The organism is Roseateles sp. GW835-FHT13E02, assembly GCF_058794035.1.
Genome location: NZ_JBXAGJ010000009.1, coordinates 56,809 through 71,688, shown reverse-complemented (window position 1 = coordinate 71,688; position 14,880 = coordinate 56,809). Strand labels below are relative to the sequence as shown.

15 protein-coding genes are annotated in these 14,880 nt (G+C 68.0%); 10 read left to right on the top strand and 5 right to left on the bottom strand.

Annotated elements, in window-relative coordinates:
- Nucleotide 1: 1 nt before the first annotated feature.
- The 4 genes from AC1Q6P_RS10635 to AC1Q6P_RS10620 all read right to left on the bottom strand — a co-directional run bounded on the left by AC1Q6P_RS10635 (nucleotide 2) and on the right by AC1Q6P_RS10620 (nucleotide 3,967).
- Complete coding sequence (locus AC1Q6P_RS10635) at nucleotides 2-1,324, bottom strand: efflux RND transporter periplasmic adaptor subunit (RefSeq protein WP_492665178.1); 1,323 nt, start codon at nucleotides 1,322-1,324, stop codon at nucleotides 2-4.
- A gap of 114 nt (nucleotides 1,325-1,438) precedes the next feature.
- Nucleotides 1,439-2,389 carry a pseudouridine-5'-phosphate glycosidase gene (locus AC1Q6P_RS10630; protein WP_492665177.1) on the bottom strand — a complete coding sequence of 317 codons (951 nt, stop codon included), beginning with the start codon at nucleotides 2,387-2,389 and terminating at the stop codon, nucleotides 1,439-1,441.
- Nucleotides 2,386-3,516: a PfkB family carbohydrate kinase gene (locus tag AC1Q6P_RS10625; protein ID WP_492665176.1), complete on the bottom strand. Its 1,131-nt coding sequence runs from the start codon at nucleotides 3,514-3,516 to the stop codon at nucleotides 2,386-2,388. Before AC1Q6P_RS10625 ends, AC1Q6P_RS10630 begins: the two co-directional genes overlap by 4 nt.
- 118 nt (nucleotides 3,517-3,634) lie before the next feature.
- Nucleotides 3,635-3,967, bottom strand: a complete 333-nt coding sequence (locus AC1Q6P_RS10620) for a hypothetical protein (protein WP_492665175.1) — start codon at nucleotides 3,965-3,967, stop codon at nucleotides 3,635-3,637.
- Between the two features lie 245 nt (nucleotides 3,968-4,212).
- On the opposite strand from AC1Q6P_RS10620, the gene gph reads away from it, so the two are divergent.
- The gene (gene gph, locus AC1Q6P_RS10615; RefSeq protein WP_492665174.1) at nucleotides 4,213-4,884 is read left to right on the top strand and encodes a phosphoglycolate phosphatase; all 672 of its coding nucleotides are present in this window, start codon (nucleotides 4,213-4,215) and stop codon (nucleotides 4,882-4,884) included.
- Here gph and AC1Q6P_RS10610 read toward each other — a convergent pair.
- Nucleotides 4,856-5,497 (bottom strand): chalcone isomerase family protein, encoded by a 642-nt coding sequence (locus AC1Q6P_RS10610; RefSeq protein ID WP_102769388.1) that lies wholly within the window; start codon nucleotides 5,495-5,497, stop codon nucleotides 4,856-4,858. The two genes, gph and AC1Q6P_RS10610, sit on opposite strands and share 29 nt — an antisense overlap.
- A 484-nt stretch (nucleotides 5,498-5,981) precedes the next feature.
- On the opposite strand from AC1Q6P_RS10610, the gene trpE reads away from it, so the two are divergent.
- From trpE to nagA, 9 genes are all read left to right on the top strand, one after another.
- Nucleotides 5,982-7,481, top strand: coding sequence for an anthranilate synthase component I (gene trpE, locus AC1Q6P_RS10605; protein WP_492665173.1), 1,500 nt, complete (start codon nucleotides 5,982-5,984; stop codon nucleotides 7,479-7,481).
- 3 nt (nucleotides 7,482-7,484) lie between these two features.
- Nucleotides 7,485-8,069: an anthranilate synthase component II gene (locus AC1Q6P_RS10600; protein WP_171829054.1), complete on the top strand. Its 585-nt coding sequence runs from the start codon at nucleotides 7,485-7,487 to the stop codon at nucleotides 8,067-8,069.
- A gap of 5 nt (nucleotides 8,070-8,074) precedes the next feature.
- Complete coding sequence (ltaE, locus tag AC1Q6P_RS10595) at nucleotides 8,075-9,103, top strand: low-specificity L-threonine aldolase (protein ID WP_492665172.1); 1,029 nt, start codon at nucleotides 8,075-8,077, stop codon at nucleotides 9,101-9,103.
- Nucleotides 9,104-9,115: 12 nt separating this feature from the next.
- Nucleotides 9,116-10,156, top strand: a complete 1,041-nt coding sequence (trpD, locus tag AC1Q6P_RS10590; RefSeq protein WP_271007217.1) for an anthranilate phosphoribosyltransferase — start codon at nucleotides 9,116-9,118, stop codon at nucleotides 10,154-10,156.
- A gap of 33 nt (nucleotides 10,157-10,189) precedes the next feature.
- Complete coding sequence (trpC, locus tag AC1Q6P_RS10585; protein WP_492665171.1) at nucleotides 10,190-10,999, top strand: indole-3-glycerol phosphate synthase TrpC; 810 nt, start codon at nucleotides 10,190-10,192, stop codon at nucleotides 10,997-10,999.
- Nucleotides 11,000-11,003: 4 nt separating this feature from the next.
- The gene (locus tag AC1Q6P_RS10580) at nucleotides 11,004-11,723 is read left to right on the top strand and encodes a uracil-DNA glycosylase (protein WP_492665170.1); all 720 of its coding nucleotides are present in this window, start codon (nucleotides 11,004-11,006) and stop codon (nucleotides 11,721-11,723) included.
- A gap of 338 nt (nucleotides 11,724-12,061) precedes the next feature.
- A complete protein-coding gene (locus AC1Q6P_RS10575; RefSeq protein ID WP_102769395.1) occupies nucleotides 12,062-12,994 on the top strand; it encodes a glucosamine kinase nucleotide-binding domain-containing protein in 933 nt (310 codons plus the stop codon).
- A 10-nt stretch (nucleotides 12,995-13,004) separates the two neighbouring features.
- Nucleotides 13,005-13,742, top strand: a complete 738-nt coding sequence (locus AC1Q6P_RS10570) for a GntR family transcriptional regulator (protein ID WP_171829049.1) — start codon at nucleotides 13,005-13,007, stop codon at nucleotides 13,740-13,742.
- 7 nt (nucleotides 13,743-13,749) lie between these two features.
- Nucleotides 13,750-14,880, top strand: coding sequence for an N-acetylglucosamine-6-phosphate deacetylase (gene nagA, locus AC1Q6P_RS10565; RefSeq protein WP_492665169.1), 1,131 nt, complete (start codon nucleotides 13,750-13,752; stop codon nucleotides 14,878-14,880).

The following is a 14,880-nucleotide window of genomic DNA, read 5'->3' as shown; positions in this document are numbered from 1 at the left end:
CTCAGGCTCCGGCGGCGGATGCGCCGGAAGCAGCGGAGGCCGCAGAAGCCGCAGAAGCAGCCGCCGCACGTTTGCCACCGCCCCCCTGGGCCGGGTTCAGCTGGGCCGGTTGAGGCTTGAGCGGCGTGCCGGGGCGCAGGTTTTGCTTGCCTTCCACCACCACGCTGTCGCCGGCCTTCAGGCCTTCGACCACCACCCAGTCACCAAAGGGGTAGCGGGTCTGCACCGGGCGCATCTCGGCGCTCTTGTCGGCGCCCACCACGTAGACGGAGCGCTCGTTGCCGCGCTGGATGATGGCCGCCTGCGGCACCACCACCGCGTCTTTGATCGTGCGCAGCGTCATGCGGACTCGCACGTACTGGCCGGGCCAGAGCGTCTGCTGGCTGTTGTCGAACTCGGCCCGCACCTTGATCGTGCCGGTGCTGCTGTCGACGAGGTTGTCGACAAAGCCGAGCTTGCCTTTCAGGGGCTGCTCCTTGGCCGCTTGCTCACTGCCCCCGCGCGCGCCGGGCATCAGCAGCTGGGCATCGAGCGCGGGCGGGTTCTTCTCGCCTGGCGCGGCGCGCGTGGCCGCCAGCAGGGGGGCCAGCTGGCTTTCCGGCAGGTTGAAGCTCACGCCGATGGGGTTCATCTGCACGATGCTGAGCAGGGGCGTGGCCGCCGCGCTGCCGCCTTGCACCAGGCTGCCGGGGTTGACGCTGATCAGGCCGACGCGGCCGTCCATGGGCGCGCGCAGCTCGTTGTAGCCCAGGCTCAATTCAGCCGTTCTCAGCGCGGCCTCGTCGGCCTGCACGGCGGCGCGCTGCGCTTCCACCGCGGCCTGGCTGCTGTCCAGGGCGCTGGGAGCAATGAAGTTCTGGGCGCGCAGCTCTTGCGCGCGCTTGTACTGGCGCTCGGAATCGGCCAGGCTGGCGCGGTCGCGGGCCAGCTGGGCGCGGGCGCGCTCGACATTGGCACGGTCCGGCCGGTCGTCGAAGCGGAACAAGACCTGACCCCGGCGCACGGTGTCGCCGTCCTTGATCAGCACCTCGCGCACCACGCTGCTGGTCTGGGCACGCAGGTCCACGGTCTTGAGCGAGGCCACGGTGCCGCTGGCTTCCACCGTTACCGGCACGTCCTGCAGCCGGGCGGCCATGACGCCCACGGTTTGCGGCGGGCTCTTGCTGCTGGCATTGCTGGCCGCGCCACTGGCCGCGAAAGCGGGGCTGGCAGGCGCCGCGCTGTCGGCGCCCAGGCTTGGTTTCTTGTGCTGCAGCAGGTACCAGCCGCCGCCGGCCAGGCTCAGCAGGACGATGGTGCTCAGGGCGATGGGCTTGAGGCGCATTTCTTGTTCGCTTTCGGCGCAGGCACCCAGGCAGGGTGCGCTGTGGGATGGGGTTCCCGAGCTTAAGCGATCAAGAAATGGCCTGTATTGCTGCTCCGTGAACGGGCCTGGGCTTCAGGCCAGGGCTTGCATGGCGCGGGCGAGCTGCGCACCGACACGGGCGTTGTTCTTCACCAGGGCGATGTTGGTGGCCAGGCTGCGGCCTTCGGTCAGGGCTTTGATGCGCGCCAGCAGGAAGGGCGTGACGGCCTTGCCGCTGATGCCTTGCGCCTCGGCCTCCTGCAGGGCTTGGGCGGTGATGGCGTCGATTTCCTCGCGCGGCATGGCTTCGGCCGCCGGCACCGGGTTGCTCACGACCACGCCGCCGCGCAGGCCCAGGTCCCATTTGCAGCGCAGGAAGCGGGCCTGTTCGGCCGCCGTGTCGAGGCGGAAGTCGGCCTTGAAGCCGCTGTCTGGCGTGTAGAAGGCGGCGAAGTGGTCCTGGCCCACGCTGAGCACGGGCACGCCGTGGGTTTCCAGGTATTCCAGGGTCAGGCCGATGTCCAGAATGCTCTTGGCGCCGGCGCAGACCACGGCCACCGAGGTCTGGGCCAGCTCCTGCAGATCGGCCGAGATGTCGAAGCTGGTCTCGGCGCCGCGGTGCACGCCGCCGATGCCGCCGGTCACGAAGACCTCGATGCCGGCCAGCTCGGCGCAGATCATGGTGGCCGCCACGGTGGTGGCGCCGATGCGGCCGCTGGCCAGCACAAAGGGCAGGTCACGGCGGCTGACCTTCATCGCCTCGGGCGAGCGGCCCAGCAGCTCCAGCTCGGCGTCCGACAGGCCGATGCGGATCTTGCCGTCCAGGATGGCGATGGTGGCCGGCACGGCGCCCTCGGCGCGGATGAGGGTCTCCACCTCGCGCGCGGTCTGCACGTTCTGCGGGTAGGGCATGCCGTGCGAAATGATGGTGGACTCCAGGGCCACCACGGGCTGGCCGGCGGCGCGCGCGGCGGCCACTTCGGCGGAGAAGACCAGGAAATCGGCGGAGGGGGTGGTGCGGGCGGTACGGGAGGAGGGGGTCATGCGTGTGGCTTCGTGAAGTCTTCTGGCTCTTGCAGCAGCGCGGGGCTGAGCTCGGGGTGAACGGTGTGGGGGCTTTGCACGGTCAGGGCGGCCAGGCGCAGGCCCAGGCGGCAGGCGCTGGCCAGGCTGGCTTCGGCCTGCAGCAGGCCGGCGCAGACGCCAGCGGCCAGGGCATCACCGGCGCCGGTGACATCGCAGACCGGCACGGCCGGGGCGCGCAGATGCTGCGGGGCCTGGCCGGCCTCGCTGCAGATCAAGCCGGCTTCGCCCAGGCTCAGCACCAGCTGGGGCAGGCCACGGGCATGGAGCTCGGCCAGGGCAGGGGCCAGGGCGGGCAGGGGCTGCTGAGGGTCGTGGGCAGGCAGGGCGTGACCGAGCAGGGCGGCCAGCTCGCCGCGGTTCAGCAGCAAGGTCGTCAAGCCCTGCAACTGGGCCGGCAGGTGGCGCATCTTGGCCTCGGAGACTGCCACGGCCAGCAGGCGCCGGCCCGGGTTCTCTTGCGCTTCGCGCAGCAGCAGGGCGACGCTCTCTGCCGGCAGATTGAGGTCCAGCACGATCAGGCGCGCCTGTTGGCGCTGGGCACAGCTGCGGCGCAGAAACGCCGGGTCCAGGCGCTCGGCCAGGGGCATGGCGGCCAGGGCCAGCTGCATCTCGCCGGCTGCATCGAGCACGGCGGTGTAGCTGCCCGTCGGCGCGTCCGCCGCGCGCAGCGTGCCCTGGGTGGACAGGCCCACGGCCGCCGCTTGCGCCAGCAAGGCCTGGCCAGCGGCGTCCTCACCCACGGCGGTGATCAGCTGGGTGGGCAGGCCCAGGCGGGCCAGGTTTTCGGCCACATTGCGCGCCACGCCGCCCAGGCTTTCGCTCATCACCGCCGGGTTGGAGCTGCCCATCTGCAGCGCGCCCAGGGTGCGCAGCTTGCGGTCGATGTTGGCGCCACCGATGCACAGCACCGGCGCCTGCTGCGGCAGCACATAGGCCCGGCCGAGGATGCGGCCCTCGCGCGTCAGCGCCGCGATATGCCCGGCCACGGCCGAGCGCGACAGGCCCAGGCGCTCGGCCAGCGCCTGCTGGCCGATGAAGGGGTCTTGCTGCAGCAATGCCAGCAGCAGCTCTTTTTTGCTGTCCATGCGAGCATTCTAGACAATTGTCAAGAATGCAAACTATTGTCTTGATGGCGGCAGGGTGGGCCTCAGGCCCATCGAACCACGCGGCACTCTGCCCAGCTTGAGCCGGGCCGGCCGTCGCTCAGTTGGAGCACACCCGTTCGCCGTTGCTGCGGGTGATGCAGATTTCACCCGGGCGCTTTTTCTCCTGGCCGCGGTCGCGGTCTTCGTTCTGCTGGCGCACCTGCTGGGCCTGCCGCTCGGTGGACCGCACACGTTCCAGGCAGGCGCCGCGCTCGCTGCTGGGCAGCAGGCTCTGGCAGCGCTCCCGCTCCTGTTCCAGCCGGGTGTCGTAGGCCAGTTCACCGATGGCCACACAGGCGCTAAGCGGCAAGAGGCACAGGGCCAGGATCAGGCGCGGCAGCGCGGACGGGGGCGTGAGGCGGGGCGCAGTTGTGGGTGCGGGTGTGAACATGGCAGGCGTGTCAGGGCAGGGCAGCGTCGGGTCAGCAAACAGGATGTCGGCCAGTCTGCCAGCGATGCGGCATCGGACCCTGGGTTACGTAAGGAGTGCCGCGGGATGCACCTGCGGGTGCGTCATGCCAGCGAGTGTGCTCCCGCCATCGCGCAGCGAGGGGCGGGTGTGCCGCCGGGCGATATGCTTGGCGCCCAACTCGATGCCCGCCTGAACCTCGGTTCGCCCAACACCTGCCCGACACCATGAGCCTGATGCCCGATGCCTTCATCCTCGACCTGGACGGCACCCTGGTTGACACCCTCGGTGATTTCGTCGCGGTCTTGAACCGGGTCTTGAACGAGCTGGGGCTGCCCGAGGTGCGGCGCGCTTTTGTCGAGCGCACGGTCGGACAGGGCAGCGAGCATTTGATCCGCAGCACCCTGGACCATGTCGGCGCCGACCCGGCCCAGCTCTACGAGCCGGCCTGGGCGCTGTACCAGGCGCATTACCGCGAGCTCAACGGGCAGTTTTCCGAGGTCTACCCTGGCGTGCGTGAGGGTCTGGTGCAGTTGCGTGCGACCGGGCGGCCCATGGCCTGCCTGACCAACAAGCCGGCGGCCTTTGCGCGCGAACTGTTGGCGCGCAAGCAGCTGTCAGGCTTCTTTGATTTCGTGTTCGGAGGCGATGACTTCGAGCGTAAAAAGCCCGACCCCTTGCCCCTGCTCAAAACCTGCGAAGCCCTGGGCACGGCACCGGCCCGAACCTGGATGATCGGCGACAGCAGCAACGATGCGCGCGCCGCGGCGGCGGCCGGCTGCCCGGTGCTGCTGCTCAGCTATGGCTACAACCATGGCGAGCCGGTCACAGCACTGCCCGCGCTGCAGCACCTGGACCGGCTCGATCAGATCAGCCTCGCTCCCGCAGCGAGCGCTTGACGCCCAGCAGGGCGTCTTTCAGCTGATCGTCGGCGGGCGATTTGCCCAGCCAGATGCGCAGCAGGGCGCTGAAGAACTCGGGTTCCTTGATCGGTGCGCCGATGGGTTTGCCGTTCAGGAAGACGGTGGAGCCGGTGCCGGGCACGTAGTCGATCCAGAAGTATTCGCCCGAGGTCAGGCTCTTGCGGGTGGAGAAGATCTCGGCCACGCGCAGCACGCCGTTGATGGCCTTGCCGAATTCCTCGCGCGAGGCGTTCTGCTCCATGCCCTTGGTGAAGAGCTTGCCGAGTTCGTTGCCATCCACCTCGCGCAGCATGACCAGGTGGATGCGCTTGGCGCCGGGGGCGGCCAGGGCGGCCTCGGCATTGCTGGTCTTCTCGGCCAGATACAGGCCTGCGGTGTAGACCTTGAATACGGCCTTGTAGCGGATGCCCGCACCGTTCAGTTGCAGCTTCTGCCCGCCGATGTCGGCCTGTCCCTCGTACTTCACTCCGGCCAGCTCCACGGTCTGCGCCTGGGCGCTGCCGCCCATGGCGAACAAGAACAGGCCGGCCAGGGCGCTCAAGCCCAGGGCTCGCCGGGAGCGAAGTGAAAATCCTGCTGCGTCACGCATGCGTGTTGTCTCCGTCGTCTTTGTTGTGGTGTCATGCTTTTGCGCTGGAACATGCGCCAGGTAAGCAAAAGTAAGCGGCAGTATGGCTGCAAGCTCAAGACTCTGCCAACGCCTGTTTGAATGGGGCTGCTACACTCGCCCGCACTATGTTCATCACGCGCAAGCACATCAAGGGGTCGCACGACCGGGGAGCCTGGCCCTGGCGTCGCCCGTTCGCCTTCCTTCGCTGAAGAAGACGCCGCTTGGCCTGCTGCTTGCCGCAGGCGTGATGTCCGGGCCGCCATGCGCGCCGCCCGCCACACCATTCCTGACCATGGCCTCCTGAATCGACACCGCCCCACCTGCGCCCACACCTGGGTGTTGCCGCTGTGTGTCGTCGATCCGGTCCCAGCGTTCGTCGTCTCTTCTTGGTTGATTGATGCGCCGCGCCACCGCCACCCCCTGATTCCCGGTGCGCGTCGCCTGCCTGCAAGGGTTTGACGTGATGATCACTGAACTTGAATTCCAAAGCTTGGCCAGCCTGGGCTACAACCGCATCCCGCTGATCAGCGAGGCCTTCGCGGACCTGGAGACCCCGCTGTCTCTGTACCTGAAACTCTGCTCCGGCGCTGGCGCCTACGGCGGCAATTCGGGCAAGCACAGCTTTCTGCTCGAATCCGTGGTCGGTGGCGAGCGCTTCGGGCGTTACTCCTTCATCGGCCTGCCGGCCCGCACCGTGCTCAAGAGCCATGGGCGCAAGACCGAGGTGATCCGCGACGGCGCCGTGGTCGAGACGCATGAAGGCGATCCGCTGGCCTTCATCGAGGCCTATCAACAGCGCTTCAAAGTGGCCCTGCGCCCCGGCATGCCGCGCTTCTGCGGCGGCCTGGCGGGCTACTTCGGCTACGACGCGGTCCGCTACATCGAGCCCAAGCTGGCCAAGACCGAAAAGGCCGGTGGCCTGGACACGCCCGATGTGATGCTCCTGCAATGCGAGGAGCTGGCCGTCATCGACAATCTCTCGGGTCGGCTCTACCTGATCGTCTATGCCGACCCGGCCCAGCCCGAAGCCTTCCACAAGGCCAAGAAGCGCCTGACCGAGCTGCGCGACAAGCTCAGCTACAGCGTCAGCGCGCCCCAGGTCAAGCGCGGCCAGGCGCACCCGGTGCAGCGCGAGTTTGCACGCGCTGATTTCGAAGCGGCCGTGCTCAAGGCCAAGGACTACATCGCCGCCGGCGACTGCATGCAGATCGTCTTCGGCCAGCGTCTGTCCAAGCGCTACACCGAGTCACCGCTGAGCCTGTACCGCGCCCTGCGCTCGCTCAACCCCAGCCCTTACATGTATTTCTACGACATGGGCGACTTCCAGATCGTTGGCGCCTCGCCCGAGATCCTGGTGCGGCATGAGCGCACGGCCGAGGGCCAGCAGGTCACCATCCGCCCCTTGGCAGGCACCCGGCCGCGCGGCGGCACGCCAGAGCAAGACCTGGCCCTGGAAGCCGAGCTCAAGGCCGACCCCAAGGAGCGCGCCGAGCATCTGATGCTGATCGACCTGGCCCGCAACGACCTGGGCCGCATCGCCGAGATCGGCTCGGTCAAGGTGACCGATGCCTACGCGGTGGAGCGCTACTCGCATGTGATGCACATCGTCAGCAATGTCGAGGGCCGGCTGCGCGAGGGCTTGTCGAATATGGATGTGTTCCGTGCCGCCTTCCCGGCCGGCACGCTCTCGGGCGCGCCCAAGATTCGCGCCATGGAAATCGTCGATGAGCTGGAGCCGGTCAAGCGCGGCATCTACGGCGGCGCCTGCGGCTACCTGAGCTTTGCCGGCGATATGGACCTGGCCATCGCCATCCGCACCGGCATCGTGCAGGATCAGACCCTGTACGTCTCGGCGGCGGCCGGCATCGTGGCTGACTCGGTGCCCGAGCTGGAGTGGAAAGAAACGGAAGCGAAAGCCCGCGCCCTGCTGCGCGCCGCTGAACTGGTGGAAGAGGGGTTCTGAGCCATGCTGCTGATGATCGACAACTACGACAGCTTCACCTTCAACCTGGTGCAGTACTTTGGCGAACTCGGCGCTGAGGTCAAAGTCGTGCGCAATGACGAGATCACCCTGAACGAAATCGAGGCCTTGCGGCCCGATCACCTGGTGTTCTCGCCCGGGCCGTGCTCGCCGGCAGAGGCCGGCATTTGCGTGCCGGCCATCCAGCATTTCGCGGGCAAGCTGCCCATCCTGGGCGTCTGCCTGGGCCACCAGAGCATGGGGGCGGCCATGGGCGGCAAGATCATCCGCGCCAAGACCCAGATGCATGGCAAGGCCAGCACCATCAGCACCGATCAGAAGGGCGTGTTCCATGGCCTGCCGCGTGATTTCAGCGTCATTCGTTATCACTCGCTGGTGATCGAGGAGGCCTCGCTGCCCGCGGTCTTCGACATCACCGCGCGCAGCGAGGACGGCGAGATCATGGGTGTGCGCCATCGCGAACTGGCCGGCACGGCCACGCCGATGGAAGGCGTGCAGTTCCACCCCGAGTCCATCCTCAGCGAGCATGGCCACGCCATGCTCAAGAACTTTCTCCAACTGGCCCTTTGAGCACCATGAGCACTGTTGTCGATCTTCGCAGTGATACGGTGACTCAGCCGACGGTCGCGATGCGGGCTGCCATGATGGCCGCGCCATTGGGCGACGATGTGTTTGGCGATGACCCCTCGGTCAATGCCCTGCAACAGGCCCTGGCCGAGCGCCTCGGCTTTGAGGCGGCACTCTTCATGCCCACCGGCACGCAGAGCAATCTGGCGGCGCTGATGGCGCATTGCCAGCGCGGCGAAGAGTACATCGTCGGCCAGTTCGCCCACACCTACCGCTGGGAAGGTGGCGGTGCGGCCGTGCTCGGCTCCATCCAGCCCCAGCCACTGCCGCATCAGGCCGACGGCTCGCTGTCCTTGGCCGATATCGAGGCCAATATCAAGCCCGATGACGCCCATTTCGCGCGCACCCGCTTGCTGACGCTGGAGAACACCATCGGCGGCAAGGTGTTGCCCATGGACTATCTGGCTGCCGCCTCGGCCCTGGCGCAGAAACATGGCCTGACGCGCCATCTGGACGGTGCGCGCCTGTTCAATGCAGCGGTGGCGGTGGATGCCGCGGACCCGTACGCCGCGGCGCGGCGCATCTGCAGCCATTTCGACAGCGTTTCGGTCTGCTTTTCTAAAGGCCTGGGCGCCCCGGTCGGTTCGGTGCTCTGCGGCTCGGCGGCGCTGATCCAGCGCGCCCACCGCTGGCGCAAGATGCTGGGCGGTGGCATGCGTCAGGCCGGTGTGCTGGCGGCAGCGGCCCACCATGCGCTGGATCATCACGTCCATCGCCTGGCCGAGGACCACGCCCTGGCCCAGCGCCTGGCCCAGGGCTTGCAAGGCATTGCGGGCCTGAGCGTGGAAGCGCCGCAGACCAATATCGTGTTTGTGGATGTGGCTCAGGGTGAGCGTGCTGCAGGCTTGCTGCCTTTTCTGAAATCGCGCGGCGTGCTGGCCACGGGCCTGTATCGGCTGCGCTTTGTGACCCATCTGGATGTGGATGCGGCCGGTGTGGACCACGCTGTGGCGACCGTGCGCGAGTACTTCGCTTGAGAGGAAATTGAGATGCCGATCACCGACACCGAAGCCCTGACCCGCGTCATCGAACACCGGGAAATCTTCCACGACGAAATGCTGACCCTGATGCGCCGCATCATGGCCGGCGAGATGTCGCCTGTGATGGCCGCCGCCCTGCTGGCCGGTCTGCGGGTGAAAAAGGAAACCATCGGCGAGATCACCGCCGCCGCGCAGGTGATGCGCGAGCTGTCCAACAAGGTGCCGCTGGAGCCGGCCCTGCACCCGCATCTGGTCGATGTGGTGGGCACGGGCGGCGATGGTGCCCACACCTTCAATATCTCGACCTGCTCGATGTTTGTGGCGGCGGCCGCCGGCGCGCAGGTGGCCAAGCATGGCAACCGCAGTGTCTCCAGCAAGACCGGCAGCGCCGATGTGCTGGAGCAGCTGGGCGCCAACATCATGCTCAGCCCGGCCCAGGTGGCCGAGAGCGTGGCGCAGACCGGCATCGGGTTCATGTTCGCGCCCAACCACCATCCGGCGATGAAGAACATCGCCCCGGTGCGCAAGGAGATGGGCGTGCGCACCATCTTCAACATCCTGGGCCCGCTGACCAACCCGGCCGGCGCGCCCAACATCCTGATGGGCGTGTTCCACCCCGATCTGGTCGGCATCCAGGTGCGTGTGATGCAGCGCCTGGGCGCCGAGCATGCCCTGGTGGTCTACGGCAAGGACGGCATGGACGAGATCTCGCTGGGCGCCGCCACCCTGGTGGGTGAGCTGAAGAACGGCGAGGTGCGCGAGTACGAGATCCACCCCGAGGACTTCGGCCTGGCCATGGTGTCCAACCGCAGCCTGCGCGTGGCCGGCCCTGAGGAGTCGCGCGTGATGCTGCTCGGCGCCCTGGCCAATGAGGACGGCGCGGCGCGCGACATCGTGCTGCTCAATGCCGGCGCCACCCTGTATGCCGCCAATGTGGCCAGCTCGATCGCCGACGGCATCGCCCGCGCTCGCGCGGCCATTGCCAGCGGCGCGGCCCGCGCCAAGCTCGACCAGTTCGTGGCCGCCACACAGGCCTTAGCCCGGGGCTGAGCGCCCTCGCATCTCCCTCTGCCGATTCCCACCATGTCCGACATCCTCCGCCGCATCGTTGCGGTCAAACATGAAGAGCTGGCCGTGCTGCGCCGCCAGCGCTCGCTGGCCAGCCTGCGCGAGGAGGCCGAAAGCGCCGAGCGCCGCGCCGACCTGCGCGATTTCGAAGCGGCGCTGCGCGCCCAGATCGCCGCCGGCAATCCCTTGAAGGGAAGTGCCGTGATCGCCGAGATCAAGAAGGCCAGCCCCAGCAAGGGCGTGCTGCGCGCGAACTTCGAGCCTGCCGCCATCGCGCAGAGTTATGCCCGCCACGGCGCCGCCTGCCTGAGTGTGCTGACCGATGCGCAGTTCTTTCAGGGCTCGGTCGCCTATCTGCAGCAGGCCCGCGCGGCCTGCGCGCTGCCGGTGCTTCGCAAGGACTTCATGGTCGACGAGTACCAGGTCTTTGAAGCGCGGGCCATGGGGGCCGACTGCATCCTGCTGATCGCCGCCTGCCTCGATGACGCGCAGATGGCCGATCTCGAGGCCGTGGCGCAGAGCCTGGGCCTGGCCGTGCTGGTCGAGGTGCACGACGGTGCCGAGCTGGACCGTGCCCTGCGCCTCAAGACCCCGCTGGTCGGCATCAACAACCGCAATCTGCGCACGTTCGAAGTCACGCTGGACACCACCCTGGGCCTGCTGGACCGCGTGCCGGCCGAGCGCCTGCTGGTGACCGAGTCCGGCATCCTGGCTGCGGCCGATGTGCAGACCATGCGCGCCGCGAACGTGCATGCCTTCCTGGTTGGCGAGGCCTTCATGCGTGCGCCCGATCCGGGTGAGGCGCTGGCCGCCTTGTTCGCCTGAGGCCTTGCCGGGCGAGCCTGTGAATCTGGACCTGCTGGCCCCCGTGGACCCCGGCTGGCAGCCGGTGCTCGATGCCTGGGCGGCCAGCAGCGAGGGCCAGCGCCTGCTGACTTTCTTGCAGCGCCGCCGCGAGGCCGGCGCACGGATCTACCCGCCCGAGCCGCTGCGTGCCCTGCGCCTCACGCCCCTGGCCGAGACCCGTGTGCTCATCCTCGGTCAGGACCCCTACCACGGGCCAGGGCAGGCCGAGGGCCTGGCCTTCTCGGTGCCCGAGGGGGTGACGCCGCCGCCCAGCCTGCGCAATCTGTTCAAGGAACTGCAGCGCGATCTGGGCCAGCAGCCGCCCATGTCGCCGCATCTGGGCGCCTGGGCGCGGCGCGGCGTATTGCTGCTCAACAGCTGTTTCACGGTGGAAGATGGCGCGCCCGCCAGCCACGCCAAGCAGGGCTGGGAAGCCCTGAGCGACGCCCTGATCGCCGCGGCCGCGCGCGACCCCGCGCCCAAGGTCTTCATGCTCTGGGGCGCCTACGCGCAGGCCAAGGCGCCGCTGATCGCGGCCGCCCAAGCCCCGGGCGCCGCGTCGCACTGCGTCTTGCAGGCCAACCACCCCTCGCCGCTCTCGGCCCTGCGGCCGCCCCTGCCTTTCATCGGCTGCGGGCATTTCAGCGCCGCGGCGGCCTTTTTGGCGCAGCACGGCCGCGCGCTGGACTGGTCGCTGGACTGAGGGTTGCCGCGGCCCGACTCAGGGCTATCCCCGAGGCATCACGCCCGGAAACGAAAGAGCCGTCAACGACAATCTGTCGTTTTGCCGGTCGATGGAGCTTTGCTCTAAAGACCTCTTCAAGACCTGCTCAAGGTTTGCTCAAGATTCACATGCACTCCGGGCTGCTACCAGTCGTCAGCTTGGTTCTAAACTGGTATGGTGTTTGCCCAGGGTGCTGTGCAGTTCTGTACCTCTGACTCGGCACTGACAAGGCGCCCATGTGGCGTTTCTGCACGGCTGCAACCAGGGTAGACCAGCCATTGACGGGTCTTCATTTTTGGTACTAAACTGGTATTAATATGAAAACGGTCATCCTTCGTTCACAAGCCCTGCAGGGCGCCACGGCTTCCGATCTTTCGGCGGCGGTGCAGTACCTGATCGGGGTGGACGGTGGCGGCACCGGCACCCGCGTGCGCTTGAGCGACCGGGACGGCGTGCTGCTGGGGCAGGGCGAGTCCGGCCCTTCGGCCCTGGGTCAAGGCGCCGAGCAAGCCTGGCGCCACATCCAGCAGGCCGTGCAGGCCGCGGCTGCGCAAGCAGGCCTGGGTGAGCTGGATCTGTCGCGCTGTGCGATCGGCCTGGGCTTGTCGGGCACCGGCGTCGAGGCGCAGGTCGAGGCCTTCTCGGCCCTGCAGCCTGGCTACGCCCTGGTGGCCCTGGACAACGACGGTTTCACCACCTTGCTGGGCGCCCATGGCGGTGAGCCCGGCGCGGTGGTCGCGGCGGGCACCGGCACCATCGGTGAAGGCCTGCGCCGCAATGGCGAGCGCGCCTACATCAGCGGTTGGGGCTGGGTCTGCGGCGATGAGGGCAGCGGCGCCTGGCTGGGCCTGAAGGCCATGCGCCATGCCCAGCAGGCCCTGGACGGCCGCGCTGAAGCCGGCGCGCTGGCCCGCGCTGTCTGGGCCGTGGCCGGCCAGGACCGCGCCACCATCCTGGCCTGGTGCGCTGCCGCCGGTCAGCATGGTTATGCCAGCCTGGCGCCCTTGGTCTTCGACCACGCGCCGAACGATCCGGTGGCGGCCGGCTTTGTCGCCGATGCCGTGAGCGAGCTGGAACGCCTCGCCCACGCCCTGGATCCCCAGGCTGAACTGCCTCTGGCGCTGTGCGGAAGCATCGCTTTGCGTTTGAGTTCCGAATTCTCAGGCACCATTCGTGCCCGCTGCGTGTCACCTCGGGGTGATTCCGCCGAAGGTGCGCTGCACCTGGTGCGCAGCGCACTGCAACGCTGAGGATTTCGTGATGAGCATCGCATTTCAATTCAAGCCCGATCCGGACGCCGCCTCGCCGCTGTACATGCAGCTGGCCCACAAGCTGGCCCAGGCCATCCGTGAGGGCGTGTACCACGCCGACGAGGCCCTGCCTTCGGAGCGGGTGCTGTCGGAATCGCTGGACCTGTCGCGCGTGACCGCGCGCAAGGCCATCGATCGCCTGGTCGAGCAAGGCCTGATCATCCGCAAGCGCGGTTCGGGCAACTACATCGCGCCCAAGCTGGAGCAGCCGCTGTCGCGCCTGACCAGCTTCTCGGAAGAGCTGCAGCAGCGCGGCTTCAAGCCCAGCTCGCGCTGGCTGACCCGCAGCTTCACGCCGGCCGCGCCGGACGAGCAGCTGAGCCTGGGCCTGTCCACCGGCGAGCGCGTGGCGCGCCTGGAGCGCCTGCGCCTGGCCGACACCGTGGTCATGGCCTACGAAGTGAGCGTGCTCCCCGAGGCCGTGCTGCCCGATCCGGCCAGTGTGCAGGCCTCTTTGTACGAACACCTGGCCAAGCTCGGCGGTGCCCCGGTGCGCGCGCTGCAGCACATCCGGGCCATCAATGCCGACACCAAGCTCGCCAGCCTGCTGGAAGTGCCGGTGGGCCAGGCCGTTTTGTTCATCACCCGTGTGGGCTATCTGGAATCGGGTCATGCCGTCGAGCTGACGCATTCCTACTGCCGCAGCGATTACTACGACTTTGTCGCCGAGATGCGGCGCGAGGGATAGGCGAAGGATGACCTCAGTACAGCACATCGACGCAGACATCCTCACGCCGCAAGGCTTTGTACGGGGTCGACTGGACTATGTTGAAGGGCGCGTGAGCGCCATCCACGGCAGCCCGGTCACGGAAAGCCAGGTCCGGCACGATGCCGGCGAGCGCCAAATCGTGCTGCCTGGTTTCATCGATGTGCATGTGCACGGCGGCGGTGGCCGCGACACCATGGAAGGCGGCGACGCCGCGGGCCAGATCGGGCGATTGCATGTGCGCCACGGCACCACCTCCATGCTGGCCACCACCATGACGGCGCCGCTGGACGAGATCCGCTCGGCCCTCAGCGCCCTCGGCCCGTTTTGCGCCCAGCGCGCGCCGGGCTCGGCCCGCCTGCTCGGCGTGCACCTGGAAGGCCCTTACATCAACCCCGGCAAGCTCGGTGCCCAGCCCGACTTTGCCAAGCCCGCGACCCTGGCCGAGATCCATGCCCTGCATGCCTTGGCGCCGATCCGCCTGATCACCCTGGCGCCGGAACTGCCCGGCACGCTGGAGCTGATTGCCGAGCTGCGCGCCGAAGGATTCCAGGTGCAGATCGGCCACACGGCCGGCACCTACGAGGACGGCGTGCAGGCCCTGCAGCACGGCGCCGGTGGCTTCACCCATTTGTTCAACGCCATGTCCGGCCTGCACCACCGCGAGCCCGGCATGGTGGGCGCGGCCCTGGCCCATGCCAAGTTCGCCGAGATCATTCCGGACCTGCTGCATGTGCACCCGGGTGCCATCCGCGTGGCCATGCGCTCGATCCCCTGCATGTTCTGCGTCACCGATTCCACGGCCGCGGCCGGCATGCCCGATGGCGAGTACAGCCTGGGCCGCCACCGCGTGACCAAGTGCATGGGCGGCGTGCGCCTGCCCGACGGCACCCTGGCCGGCAGCACCCTGACCATGGATCAGGCCCTGCGCAATCTGGTCGGCCTGGGTCTGGAGATTGAAGACGCCTCGCGGCGCGTGTCGACCTACGCGGCCGACTACATGGGTTTGGAAGATCGCGGTCGCCTGCAGCCTGGTGCTTGGGCGGATTTTGTTGTACTGGACCGTGATTTGCAGTTGCAAGGCGTGGTCGTTGAAGGAGAAAAAATTGACCTCGCCTGA

Coding starts and splice junctions, on each gene's coding strand:
- AC1Q6P_RS10635 (WP_492665178.1), bottom strand. CDS start 1,324: ATGCGCCTCAAGCCCATCGCCCTGAGCACCATCGTCCTGCTGAGCCTG.
- AC1Q6P_RS10630 (WP_492665177.1), bottom strand. CDS start 2,389: ATGACCCCCTCCTCCCGTACCGCCCGCACCACCCCCTCCGCCGATTTC.
- AC1Q6P_RS10625 (WP_492665176.1), bottom strand. CDS start 3,516: ATGGACAGCAAAAAAGAGCTGCTGCTGGCATTGCTGCAGCAAGACCCC.
- AC1Q6P_RS10620 (WP_492665175.1), bottom strand. CDS start 3,967: ATGTTCACACCCGCACCCACAACTGCGCCCCGCCTCACGCCCCCGTCC.
- gph (WP_492665174.1), top strand. CDS start 4,213: ATGAGCCTGATGCCCGATGCCTTCATCCTCGACCTGGACGGCACCCTG.
- AC1Q6P_RS10610 (WP_102769388.1), bottom strand. CDS start 5,497: ATGCGTGACGCAGCAGGATTTTCACTTCGCTCCCGGCGAGCCCTGGGC.
- trpE (WP_492665173.1), top strand. CDS start 5,982: ATGATCACTGAACTTGAATTCCAAAGCTTGGCCAGCCTGGGCTACAAC.
- AC1Q6P_RS10600 (WP_171829054.1), top strand. CDS start 7,485: ATGCTGCTGATGATCGACAACTACGACAGCTTCACCTTCAACCTGGTG.
- ltaE (WP_492665172.1), top strand. CDS start 8,075: ATGAGCACTGTTGTCGATCTTCGCAGTGATACGGTGACTCAGCCGACG.
- trpD (WP_271007217.1), top strand. CDS start 9,116: ATGCCGATCACCGACACCGAAGCCCTGACCCGCGTCATCGAACACCGG.
- trpC (WP_492665171.1), top strand. CDS start 10,190: ATGTCCGACATCCTCCGCCGCATCGTTGCGGTCAAACATGAAGAGCTG.
- AC1Q6P_RS10575 (WP_102769395.1), top strand. CDS start 12,062: ATGAAAACGGTCATCCTTCGTTCACAAGCCCTGCAGGGCGCCACGGCT.
- AC1Q6P_RS10570 (WP_171829049.1), top strand. CDS start 13,005: ATGAGCATCGCATTTCAATTCAAGCCCGATCCGGACGCCGCCTCGCCG.
- nagA (WP_492665169.1), top strand. CDS start 13,750: ATGACCTCAGTACAGCACATCGACGCAGACATCCTCACGCCGCAAGGC.